At 50.3% G+C, this 12,150-nt stretch carries 8 protein-coding genes and 1 pseudogene; 6 read left to right on the top strand and 3 right to left on the bottom strand.

What is annotated here, in order from left to right:
* Both VIM87_RS06365 and VIM87_RS06360 read right to left on the bottom strand, forming a co-directional pair.
* Positions 1-275, bottom strand: a 275-nt coding sequence (locus VIM87_RS06365; RefSeq protein ID WP_331996167.1) for a glycosyltransferase family 2 protein, incomplete at its 3' end; no start/stop codon positions are given.
* A gap of 105 nt (positions 276-380) precedes the next feature.
* Entirely contained in the window at positions 381-1,052 is a 672-nt protein-coding gene (locus VIM87_RS06360; RefSeq protein ID WP_331996166.1) for an NlpC/P60 family protein, read from the bottom strand.
* A 195-nt stretch (positions 1,053-1,247) separates the two neighbouring features.
* On the opposite strand from VIM87_RS06360, the gene dnaE reads away from it, so the two are divergent.
* The 3 genes from dnaE (at position 1,248) to VIM87_RS06345 (ending at position 6,627) form a co-directional block, all read left to right on the top strand.
* Positions 1,248-4,889 carry a DNA polymerase III subunit alpha gene (gene dnaE, locus VIM87_RS06355; protein ID WP_331996165.1) on the top strand — a complete coding sequence of 1,214 codons (3,642 nt, stop codon included), beginning with the start codon at positions 1,248-1,250 and terminating at the stop codon, positions 4,887-4,889.
* A gap of 257 nt (positions 4,890-5,146) precedes the next feature.
* Positions 5,147-5,464 (top strand): thioredoxin, encoded by a 318-nt coding sequence (trxA, locus tag VIM87_RS06350; protein WP_089909655.1) that lies wholly within the window; start codon positions 5,147-5,149, stop codon positions 5,462-5,464.
* 110 nt (positions 5,465-5,574) lie between these two features.
* A complete protein-coding gene (locus VIM87_RS06345) occupies positions 5,575-6,627 on the top strand; it encodes a class I fructose-bisphosphate aldolase (RefSeq protein WP_331996164.1) in 1,053 nt (350 codons plus the stop codon).
* Between the two features lie 109 nt (positions 6,628-6,736).
* Here VIM87_RS06345 and VIM87_RS06340 read toward each other — a convergent pair whose 3' ends face one another.
* Positions 6,737-7,828 carry a hypothetical protein gene (locus tag VIM87_RS06340; RefSeq protein WP_331996163.1) on the bottom strand — a complete coding sequence of 364 codons (1,092 nt, stop codon included), beginning with the start codon at positions 7,826-7,828 and terminating at the stop codon, positions 6,737-6,739.
* 165 nt (positions 7,829-7,993) lie between these two features.
* Between VIM87_RS06340 and VIM87_RS06335 the strand changes: the two genes are divergently transcribed.
* From VIM87_RS06335 to VIM87_RS06325, 3 genes and pseudogenes are all read left to right on the top strand, one after another.
* Positions 7,994-9,685, top strand: a complete 1,692-nt coding sequence (locus VIM87_RS06335; protein ID WP_331996162.1) for a nucleoside transporter C-terminal domain-containing protein — start codon at positions 7,994-7,996, stop codon at positions 9,683-9,685.
* A gap of 129 nt (positions 9,686-9,814) precedes the next feature.
* Complete coding sequence (locus VIM87_RS06330; RefSeq protein WP_331996161.1) at positions 9,815-11,947, top strand: M43 family zinc metalloprotease; 2,133 nt, start codon at positions 9,815-9,817, stop codon at positions 11,945-11,947.
* 2 nt (positions 11,948-11,949) lie between these two features.
* Positions 11,950-12,150 (top strand): annotated as a pseudogene (locus tag VIM87_RS06325) (aminofutalosine synthase MqnE); the annotation flags it as partial.

The following is a 12,150-nucleotide window of genomic DNA, read 5'->3' as shown; positions in this document are numbered from 1 at the left end:
TCGGCATCGAGCGGTAAAAGGTAACGGCCTTTGGCAGCGCGTATACCGGTGTTACGGGCAGCGCCCAGGCCCTGGTTTTCCTGGAATATCACATGGTACCCCTGGTTGCTGAGCTCCCGCAGGTAGGTATTGGTAGCAGCGTCTGTGGATCCGTCGTTGACAATGATCAGCTCATACAGGTCAGCATCACAGGCAGCCAGGCTTTTCAGCGCGTCTTGTAAAAAATGTCCCTGGTTATAACAGGGTATAATAATAGATACTATTGGATTGCCCATGTTTGCTAGCACGGTTTTATACAGCAGTCCCGCTGTTCTGCCACAGTTCCGGATTTCAAAAGTAAAAGTTAAAAGCAGACTATACAAATTTCCGGCCAGTTAGCCCTACTCCACCCTGCCGCCGCCTGTATAATACTTCGTCCAATACGCTTCATTCAGGTCGCTGATCATTACGCCCGCGCTGGTAGAAGCATGTACAAAACGGTCATGGTCCAGGTACACGCCTACATGCGAAACCCGTTTCTTTTGCCCGATGCTGAAGAACACCAGGTCACCTTCCTGCAGCTCACTGCGGGAACGCAGCTTTTTTGTTTGCTCATACATTTGCTGGGAAGTGCCGTTAAAGCTTTCCTGGAAAACAACAGAGAGCAGCGTACTTACAAAAGCAGAACAGTCCACCCCGTCCTTGTTCTTACCACCCAGGCGGTACGGCGTGCCCCACCAGTCTTCAATAAAACCGTACAGGCGGTAATTATTCACCGTTTCCACCGCTACATCCAGCAGCTGGGCATATTTGAACTGCCAGGCCTGCGCATTTTCAATATAGTTGCTGCCGGAGGTAAAAGCGCTGCTGCTTAAAGTAGCATACCCGCCGCCTTTAGCGTAAGTGGAGCTGCCGCCCCGGTTCATGCTAATGCCATCCAGGAACTGCACATTTTGCTTATTGGCCGTGGTAGTGGATCTGCCGCCGGCCGGTTTTCGTAAAGAGGAACAGGAACTCAATACCCCTACACCCATAAACAACATTACCCAAAAAGTTCCTTTGCTAAAACCCATAAGCCTTTATTAAAAATTTTCGCCAAGTTAATGATAAAATCCTAATATGTTAATACCTATGCCATACTGCCGGCAGGCAGCACACATTCTCAACTCCGCTAAACGCAGGTTTGTGGAAAAACATTTCATGCCGTGACGATTTTTTATAGGAATTTTACAGCCAGGAGTAACAAAACGGACAGACCAGATTAGCACATGCAATTCTCTCACTTACACGTACATACGCAATATTCCCTGTTGGATGGGGCCGCAGATATTAAATCATTGTATAAGAAAGCAATGGCCGGCAATATGCCCGCCCTGGCTATTACGGACCACGGTAACATGTTTGGCGTATTCCAGTTTGTGGCAGAGGCGTATAATAATAAGCTGAACCCCGGAGACCCAAAGGATAAACGCCTGAAAGTAAAGCCCATAGTGGGCTGCGAGTTTTATGTGGTAGACCATCGCCACAAACGCTCCTTTACCCGGGAGGAAAAAGATATCCGTTACCACCAGGTGCTGCTGGCCAAAAATGAGCAGGGCTACCGCAACCTCATTAAACTATGCTCTTTAGGTTATATTGAAGGGCTGTACGGTAAATACCCCCGTATTGATAAAGAGCTGATCCTGCAGTACCACGAGGGGCTGATAGCCACCACCTGCTGCCTGGGCGCCTCTGTACCTAAAACCATCCTCAAAAAAGGGGAAGAAGCCGGAGAAGAGGAATTTAAATGGTGGCTGAATATTTTCGGAGAGGATTTTTACGTGGAAATGCAGCGCCACGGCATCCCGGAGCAGGAGAAAGTGAATGAGGTGCTGCTGCGCTACGCCGCAAAGCACAACGTAAAGATCATTGCCTCCAATGATTCCCATTACGTGGATCAGGAAGATGCCAATGCGCACGACATTCTCCTGTGTATAAACACCGGCGAAAAGAAAGCCACTCCTACCATGAAGGAGTTTGCCGATGATGATGTATCCGTAAAGAACAAACGCTTCGCATTCTATAACGACCAGTTCTACTTCAAGACCACGGAAGAGATGAGCAAGCTCTTTCATGATCTGCCCCAGGCCATTGATAATACCAATGAAATAGTAGATAAGGTAGAGCTGCTGGACCTGAAAAAGGACATCCTGCTGCCCAACTTTCCCATACCACCGGAATTTTTTACCCAGGACCAGTACCTGCGCCACATTACCATGGAAGGCGCCCGCCAGCGCTACCAGGAGTGGACGCCGGAAATTGAGGAACGCATCAACTTTGAGCTGCAGGTAATTGAGAACATGGGTTTTGCCGGTTACTTCCTCATCGTATCCGACTTTATTAAAGCCGGCCGCGACCTGGGAGTGTTCATAGGCCCGGGCCGCGGTTCTGCCGCCGGTTCAGCAGTAGCCTATTGCATTGGCATTACCAATATAGATCCCATTAAGTACAACCTCCTGTTCGAACGTTTCCTGAACCCGGAACGTAAGAGCATGCCCGATATTGATACGGACTTTGACGATGAAGGCCGCCAGAAGGTAATTGACTATGTAGTGCAGAAATACGGCCGTAACCAGGTAGCGCAGATCATTACCTACGGTACCATGGCCGCTAAAATGAGTATCAAGGACGTAGCCCGCGTAATGGACCTGCCCCTGCCGGAAAGTAATGCCCTGGCCAAGCTGGTGCCGGACAAACCGGGTATTCAGCTGGACCGTATTTTCAATGCCCCCATTGACGGCGGTGAAAAAAGCCTGTCGGAAAAAGAAGGCCTGGGCGGCGAAGAGCTGGAAAATGTGAAAAAGCTGCGGGAGCTGATCAAAGGCGAAGACCTGGCAGGCGAAGTGCTGCGCGAGGCCTGCGTACTGGAGGGTTCCGTGCGTAACACAGGCATCCATGCCGCCGGTATCATCATTGCCCCCAAAGATCTCTCAGAGCTTATTCCCGTATCCACCGCCAAGGATTCCGACCTGCTGGTAACACAGTTTGAGGGTAGCATTATTGAAAGCGCCGGCGTAATTAAAATGGACTTCCTGGGTCTGAAAACCCTTACCATTATTAAAGGCGCGCTGGAGCTTATTAAACAGAACCACGGGGTAGAAATTGATATAGATTACATTCCGCTGGACGATGAAAAAACCTACGCGCTGTACCAACGGGGTGAAACCAATGGTACGTTCCAGTTTGAATCGCCCGGTATGCAAAAATACCTCCGCGAGCTAAAGCCCGATAGGTTTGATGACCTGATTGCCATGAACGCCCTGTACCGCCCGGGCCCGCTGGAGTACATTCCTACCTTTATACGCCGTAAGCATGGCCTGGAGCCCGTGCAGTACGACCTGGCGGATATGGAGGAATACCTGAATGATACCTACGGTATTACTGTGTACCAGGAACAGGTGATGCTGCTGAGCCAGAAGCTGGCCGGCTTCTCCAAAGGAGATGCGGACATTCTGCGTAAGGCCATGGGTAAAAAGCAAAAGGCCGTGCTGGATAAAATGAAATCCCAGTTCATGACCGGCTGTGCGGAAAGGGGCCACGATCCCAAGATGTGCGATAAGGTATGGACGGACTGGGAAGCATTCGCCTCTTACGCATTCAACAAATCCCACTCCACCTGTTACGCCTTTGTGGCTTACCAGACGGCTTACCTCAAAGCCCACTATCCTGCGGAATATATGGCGGCAGTGCTGAACAACGCCAGCAACATTGAAAAGATCACCTTCTTTATGGAAGAGTGTAAACGCATGGGCCTGGATGTATTGCCGCCGGATGTGAACGAATCTTTCAAGGGTTTTGCAGTAAATAAAAAAGGGCAGGTACGTTTTGGCCTGGCCGGCTTAAAAGGCGTAGGTGAAAATGCTATTGAGAACCTGCTGGAGGAACGCAGGCAGAACGGCCCCTATACCAACGTATTTGATATGATCAAACGGGTGAACCAGCGGGCAGTGAACAAAAAATCACTGGAAGCCCTGGTCATGTCAGGCGCCCTGGACTGCTTCCCGGCCCTGCATCGTGCGCAGTACTTCCATAAGCTGGAAAATGAGACCATGACCGGCCTGGATAAGATCATAAAGTTCGGCAACCAGGTATCTGCCGGCTCATCCTCCGCAGGCAGCCTGTTTGGCGATGAGGATATGCCGGATATAGAGCCGCCTAAGATCCCTCCCTGCGATCCCTGGCCGCTGATCCTGAAGCTGAATAATGAGCGGGATGTAACCGGCATTTATATCTCCGGCCATCCGCTGGATGATTACCGCTTTGAAAGCAGGTACTACCACATGAATGCCGTATCGGAGCTGGTGGAGTACCAGGCAGAGCTTAACATGCCCGGTGGCGGTGGTAAAGGCAAGGAACGTAATTTCCGCCTGGCAGTATACGTAACCAATGCGCAGGAAAGGATCTCCCGTAATAACCGCCAGTTCGGTATTATGACCATTGAGGATTACAGCGGTAAGTTTGAATTTGCCCTGTGGAGCGAGGATTTTATCCGGTTTGCACCTTACCTCAAAAGCGGGCTGTGCTTATACGTGAACGGGGGCTTTAAAGCCAAACGCTTTAATGATGCAGAGTACGAGTTTAAGGTAACCAGCATGCAGCTGCTGCAGGAAGTAAAGAAAACGCATACCAAACAGGTATACCTTACCACCATGCCCAAATTCATAACGCGTGAAGTGGTGGATTTCCTGTGCGACAATGCCGCTAAATACCCCGGTAACAGCGAGTTATACCTGCAGCTGATAGACCGGGATAATGAGTGGGCCGTAAAGCTGCATACCTTTAACCGGCATATTGAGATGAATGACGAGTTGGCGCAGTTTTTGGCCAAACAACCTGACATTGAGATCTATATAGAAACGCCCGGCAGATAAAATAGCTAATGTTACAAGCATTAGTTATCACCCGGTTAGGAAAGCAGGTAGCTGATAAGTGATACCGGCATAGATACAATCAATAAGTAGGGTGTCAAAAATGCAGTAACTTGCGCCTTGGATTGAAAATTGAAGTAATAGAATATCTTAAAGATGAGGCAATGGAACACGGGAAAGGGAATCATTCAAACACTGAACGTTAGACTTCTTGCTTCAATCCTTTAATTTGAAATCATATAACTTTAAATATATCAAATATGGCTTTAGAATTCACTGATTCAAACTTTCAGACAGAAGTACTGACCTCCGATAAATTAAGTGTAGTTGATTTTTGGGCTGAATGGTGTGGTCCTTGTCGCGCTATAGGTCCGGTTATTGAAGATCTGTCTAAAGATTACGCCGGTAAGGTAAATGTAGGTAAGGTAAATGTGGACCACAATCCGCAGTTATCCATCAACTACGGTATTACCAGCATACCTGCCATCCTGTTCATTAAAGACGGTCAGGTAGTAGACAAGCAGGTGGGCGCCGCTCCCCGTTCAGTACTGGAAAAGAAAATTCAGTCACACCTGTAATAGTTTATTACATATAAACGCATAAGTAAAGCGCTCCGGTTATCCGGGGCGCTTTTGTTTTATGCATGGATCAATTTTTGCTGCCCCTCCCCCTGTAAAACTGTCTCCCCATGCAACTCACCCAACATTTCCCCGAACAGGAATTAAAAGACCTGCTGGAACATACCTGCCAGGCCATACCAAAAGATCAGCTGCACCTTCCCGGCCCGGATGCTGTAGAACGGCTGTTCCTGCCCAGCAACCGCCCCCCGCAGGTATTGCGTAACCTGGCAGCCCTGTACGGCCATGGGCGCCTGGCCGGCACGGGCTATGCCTCCATTCTGCCGGTTGACCAGGATATTGAGCACAGCGCTGGCAGCGCCTTTGCTCCCAATCCCATTTACTTTGACCCGGAAAACATTCTGAAGCTGGCGGTAGAAGGCGGCTGCAATGCAGTAGCCACCACCTTTGGGCACCTGGCTTTATTTTCCCGCACCTATGCGCATAAGATACCTTTTATTGTAAAGCTTAATCATAACGAGCTGCTCTCCTACCCTAATAAATACGACCAGGTATTGTTTGGCAGCGTAAAAGATGCCTGGAACCTGGGCGCTGCAGCCGTAGGCGCTACTATTTACTTTGGCAGCGAGGAGTCTACGCGGCAGATCGTGGAAATAGCGCAGGCCTTTGAGGAAGCGCACAGCCTTGGGCTGCCCACTATTTTATGGTGCTACCTGCGTAATAAAGCCTTTGTAAAAGATGGGAAGGACTATCACACTGCCGCCGACCTCACCGGCCAGGCTATTCACATTGGCGCCACCATCCAGGCCGACCTGGTAAAACAAAAGCTCCCGGACCTGAACGGTGGTTTTACCGCATTGCAGTTTGGCAAATCACACCCGGCTATGTACGATAAGCTTACTACCAGCCATCCCATTGATCTGTGCCGCTACCAGGTGCTGAACGGGTACGCCGGCCGTATTGGCCTCATTAATTCAGGCGGGGAATCCAAAGGGGAAAAGGATCTTACGGAAGCCCTGCGCTCCGCCATCATCAACAAACGCGCCGGCGGCACAGGGCTTATCTTAGGCCGCAAAGCATTTCAGCGCCCGTTCAAAGAAGGGGTTCAGCTGCTGAATGCCGTGCAGGATGTGTATTTGAGTAAGGAGGTTACGGTGGCTTAAAGAATGTAAAATGTAAAATCATAAATGCTAAATGTAAAAGGGGAATGCAGCGGATAAGAGACTGCATTCCCCTTTTACATTTAAGATTTTACATTTAAAATTTTACATTTTATGTTCCTTTCTCCACCAAAGCCAGGTAACGCCTCCGCTGCTCTTCCAGTGTAAATTTAGGATCAGCGTTTATACCAGCCCGTTTCTCTTTCAGCAGATCCCGGTTGGCAGCAATAGCTTTCAGCATACTATGCAGGTCCGGCGCCTGGTAAAACAGCGCATGCTGCGCCAGATCGCCCCAGCGGCTAAACGATTGTTCCATTAACAGGGGTATGCCATATCCGAATGAGAGGTTATAGGCGCCGGAAATACGTGTGGTTAAATACTCCTGGAACTTATGCACACCAGGGTGCAGCAGCGGCAGTATAAGGTCTGTTTGCCGCATCCAGGCATCAAATACCGCCTGCGGTACCAGCTCCGGCCCAAAGGTAACCAGCTGCGCCCGCAATTGCGGCGGCAGGGCCGCCAGCTGCGCTGCAATGTCCGGGTCGCGTTCCGGGTAAAAGCCGCCCAGGAAAATGATCTTCATATTGGCCGGCAGTCCGTATTGCTTAACCTGTTCCAGCAGGCCGGTATAGTTCCGGCGGCTGCTTTCAATACTACCCGGCACACTTACCCAGCATTCATGCGGAGGTTTGGATACAGGCGTGCCCGTATGGGGGAAAAATACCGGGTAAAAGCTGCCTACCGTAGTACCTTTCCGGGCATGTATGTGAGGCAGCAGCGCATCGTTCAGCACAAAGAACTTTTTCACTTTCAAACCCACTATCTGCCGCATGGTAAAGCTGTTATTGAGTTTGCGGGCATTATGCACCACACCGGTAATATTAATGCGGGTAAATAACAGGCGCAGCACCAGGTCGCGCACCAGGGATATTTCCGTGGTATTGATCACCAGGCTGCTGATATGATGCTCCTTTAAATACTGTTTAACGCGGGGCACTACCTCTCCGCGGGCACTGGCAGTATCATGCAGCTGGCGCCCGCTGATGCCTTCCATATGCTCCAGCTCCGGCCACAGGTGCCGGTTACAGATCACATGCACCTCATAGTCAGGCTGCAGGAAAAGTACCTGCGCATACAGGCATTCTACATGCGATCCGCCCAGTTCCAGTAATACGATCTTCTTTTTTCCCGTTTGATGGTGCATATGGCTTCCCCTGAAATAGTTAGTTCCGCAAAGGTGAAGAAAATATGTAAAAAAACGCCCATACCTACACTTTTATGTAAAAACTTTATCCCCGGTAATAACTTAATTGCTGAAACACGTATTTTCCCTTTTATTTGCTGCTTATTTGCTTAACTCTATCTAAATATGTCTTTTCACTGGTATAACCTGCTGCGCGGCGGCATAGGCATGCTTTTCCTGGTTGTCGTGTGCTTTTTGCTCAGCAATAATAAACGGGCTATCGACTGGAAGCTGGTTGGTATGGGCATTTTTGCCCAGGTAATGTTTGCCATGGGCGTGCTCAATACCCGCATTGGCGATCAGCCGGTATTCTGGCTGGCCTTCGGCATCATTGTGGTCTATATGATCGTGAACCGTATCAGGAAGATGAGGGAGCCGGTGGAAGCTGAAAATGCGGTAGATGATCATGGAAACCCGGTGGTGGTGAACAGCAAACGCCTGGAAGCCGATACCATCAGCATTGCGCTGTCCCTGGCCTGCCTGGTAGTATTCTTTTTCGGCATTATCCGTTGCACACAGTTCAAACTGCCTAATTTATCCATCACAATAAGCATTGGTATTTTGTGGGCGCTCATATGGCTGCTCTACAAAAAGAATAAGATAGAGCTGATCAAATGGACCATCCTGGCCGTTTTCCTGCTGCTCACCATATGCGTATACAGTAAGTTATGCCCGCCGGATATCTTTAAGATCATCCTGGAAAAAGTATCCGGCTCTTTTGTGGACCTCATTAACCTGAGCCATAAAGGCACGGAGTTCATTTTCGGTAACCTGGCCGATCCCAATGGCAGCTGGGCTTACGTATTTGCCGTACAAGTGCTGCCCAACATTATTTTCTTTGCCGCCTTATCCTCCATCCTGTATTACCTGGGTGTGTTACAGAAGATCGTATATGTGTTTGCGTACCTGCTTAATAAATTGAAAATTTCCGGGGCAGAAAGCTTATCCACCGCCGCCAATATCTTCCTGGGGCAAACAGAAGCCCCGCTGATGATACGCCCTTACCTGGAAGCCATGAACCGCTCTGAAATACTCTGTATTATGATCGGGGGTATGGCCAATACCGCCGGCAGCGTGCTGGCAGCCTATGTAGGCATGTTAGGCGGTACGGATATTGACCAGCAGCATTATTTTGCCCTGCACATGCTTAGCCAGTCTATCATGAGCGCACCGGCCGCCATTGTGGTATCCAAAATATTATTCCCGCAAACGCACGATGATGAGATCTCCAAAGAGTTAAAGATCCCCAAGGAAAAGCTGGGCGATAACTTCCTGGATGCGCTTTCACTGGGTACTACCGATGGCCTGAAGCTGGCCGTGAACGTAGGCGCCATGCTGCTGGTATTTACCGCCATGATGTATGTGGCCAATGCCCTGATGGGATGGGTAGGCAACATTACCAGCCTGAATGCGCAGGTAGCCCTTGCAACCCATGGCCGTTACCAGGAGCTGTCCCTGCAAATGATACTGGGTTATGTGTTTGCACCGGTAGCATGGTTAATTGGCGTGGCGCAGCAGGACATGGTTTCTATTGGGCAGCTGCTGGGCGAAAAAACCATCCTGAACGAGTTTGTAGCCTATATATCATTGGGCAACATGAAGGCAGCCAATGCCATTCATGATCCCAAATCCTTGCTCATAGCCACTTATGCGTTATGCGGCTTTGCAAACTTTGCGTCTATAGGCATCCAGATCGGTGGTATTAGCCAGCTGGCGCCTAACCAGCGCAGGAACCTTACAGAGCTGGGTGTGAAATCACTTATTGGCGGTACCATTGCCTGCCTGATGTGTGGCTGTATTGCGGGTGCATTAATTTAATCTCTGACAACTGACGATTCATCGATTCATACAGTAAGGTTCACATTTAAGATTGTATCTTGCTGTAAAGCAATCACCAAAAAATAGCAACAATTGCGCACGCCGGCCCTCCTACTCCTATGCTTATTAGTGTATCTGTTACCGTTGCAGGCACAACGTACCTGCGCTACGGAAGATGCTATCCGTAATAAGATCCAGCAATATCCTTACCTGCAGCAGCAGCACGAGGCAATGGAACAGCGCCTTGTTAAGGCAGTGAGCCTGAAAAAACAACAGGCCATCCTGCTCAAAGGCACGGCAGAACCGGTGGTGAACATACCCGTAGTAGTACACGTAGTGCTCTCCAACCCCGCCCTGGTTACCGACGCGCAGATAGCTACACAGATACAGGTCTTAAACGAAGATTATACCGGCAGCAACGCAGATACCAGCGCGGTACCCGCTGCCTGGAAAGCCATTATCGGCAATTCCGCCATCAATTTTTGCCTGGCGCAGCGCACCCCGGATGGGGATCCCTCCAACGGCATTGTGCGTGTAACCAGCAGCCATGGCCCCTTTGACGCAGGCACCAACTCAGCCTACGAAGTAAAGTACAGCGCCACCGGCGGCTCCGATGCCTGGGATGCAGACCGTTATCTGAATATATGGGTATGTAACCTGGGCAACGGCTACCTGGGCGTAGCCACCCCGCCGGATAATACCTTCCCGGCAGCAGAACAGGGCGTGGTGATCCTGTACACCGCTTTTGGCACTACCGGCAGCGCTACCGGCACCTTTGCAGGCGGCCGCACCGCCACCCATGAAATAGGCCACTACTTTGGCTTACGCCATGTTTGGGGAGATGATGATGGCGATGGTTCCACTGCCCGCTGTACTGTGGATGACGGTATTGATGATACGCCCCTGCAGGGCAAACGTACCTACGGCTGCCCTTCTTTCCCGCAAACAGATATTTGCAGCAGCACCGCACCCGGCTTCATGTTCATGAACTATATGGATTATACGGACGATGCCTGCATGCACCTGTTCACCGCAGACCAGGCCACCCGTATGCGCTATGTGCTGGATAACATCCGTACCTCCCTGCTTACTTCCGATGGCTGTACGCCGGTGAACCTGAAAGGTAACGACGCAGGGATCACAACCATCAACTCACCTTTAGGACAAATATGCAGCACCGGTTTTGCACCGGCTGTAATATTGAAGAACAGGGGCTCACAAACACTTACCAGCGTACAGATCACGTACCGGGTAGACGGCGGCGCCCCGCAAACCTTTAACTGGACCGGCAGCCTGCCCCTGTTACAGCAGGCAGGTGTACAATTACCTGCCGGTACTGCCGGTACAGGCTCGCATATCATTACCGCCTACACCTCCCGCCCCAACGGCGTGGCAGATGAAGCGCCGGAAAATGATACGGCAGCCGCCAGCTTCCGGTATTTTACACCGGCCGGCCTGCCTTTGTCAGAAGGTTTTGAAACGGCCACCTTCCCACCCGCCAATGGCTGGGACCTGTGGAACCCGGATAATGGATTTACCTGGGAGCTTACCCGCGATGCGGCAAAGGCTGGCAGTCAATCTATTGTAATGCGTAACCTGGGCTATAACACCAATGGCGCGGTAGATGACCTGTACACACCGGTGATCAGTGCGCAGGGCTTTGATTCCGTATTCCTGTTCTTTGACGTAGCCGCAGCCGTACAAACCAGCCTGAATGCAGTGAATAACCCCTGGGATACGCTGCAGGTGCTGGTAACCACCGATTGCGGGCAAACGCTGAATAACGTGTATAGCAAATGGGGGCCTAACCTGGTAACCCACACTACGCCTATCTCTACGGAGTTTATACCTGCAGCGGCCGAGTGGCGCAGGGATTCGGTGAACCTCACCTCCTTTATCCCCGCCGGACAGTTCCGGGTGGTGTTCCGCAACATTTCCAATTTCGAGAATAATATTTACCTGGATAATATCAACATCGTCACAAAAACCACTAATACCTTCCTGAAGGAACAGGGCTTTACCGTAACCCCCAATCCCTTTAATACACAGGTATTTGTAACGTTCCTGGAAGCGCCTGAGGACCTGGATGCCATCGCTATTTACAATACCCAGGGGCAGCTGGTTACCCGGCAGCTGGGTACGGCCATCAATAGCAGCAACCGCTTTACCTTCGATTTGGTAAATGAGCCAAATGGTGTTTATTTTGTAAAATTAATTTACAGGAATAGGACCAAGACGGTTAAAATAATTAAAGTTAGATGACGATGAGAACGACAGAATATCCTGCTGTAAGTACGCTCCTGCAGCAACCCAACCTGGATGCAGACCTGAAAAAGATAGGAGAAAAAGTGCTGGCCCAGCAGCGGATCACACCGGAAGAGGGCATTATCCTGTTTGAAAAAGGGGACGTAACATTTTTAGGCGCCCTGGCCAACCAGATGAGGGAACGCCTGCACGGGCATAAA

This window comes from Chitinophaga sp. (genome assembly GCF_036569125.1).
GTDB lineage: Bacteria > Bacteroidota > Bacteroidia > Chitinophagales > Chitinophagaceae > Chitinophaga.
Note: the sequence above shows the minus strand (reverse complement) of the source record. Positions and strands in the feature narration are given on the sequence as shown.

Excerpts from the sequence above, each read along its gene's own strand:
- dnaE (WP_331996165.1), top strand. The coding sequence starts at position 1,248 with ATGCAATTCTCTCACTTACACGTACATACGCAATATTCCCTGTTGGAT.
- VIM87_RS06335 (WP_331996162.1), top strand. The coding sequence starts at position 7,994 with ATGTCTTTTCACTGGTATAACCTGCTGCGCGGCGGCATAGGCATGCTT.
- VIM87_RS06360 (WP_331996166.1), bottom strand. The coding sequence starts at position 1,052 with ATGGGTTTTAGCAAAGGAACTTTTTGGGTAATGTTGTTTATGGGTGTA.
- trxA (WP_089909655.1), top strand. The coding sequence starts at position 5,147 with ATGGCTTTAGAATTCACTGATTCAAACTTTCAGACAGAAGTACTGACC.
- VIM87_RS06340 (WP_331996163.1), bottom strand. The coding sequence starts at position 7,828 with ATGCACCATCAAACGGGAAAAAAGAAGATCGTATTACTGGAACTGGGC.
- VIM87_RS06345 (WP_331996164.1), top strand. The coding sequence starts at position 5,575 with ATGCAACTCACCCAACATTTCCCCGAACAGGAATTAAAAGACCTGCTG.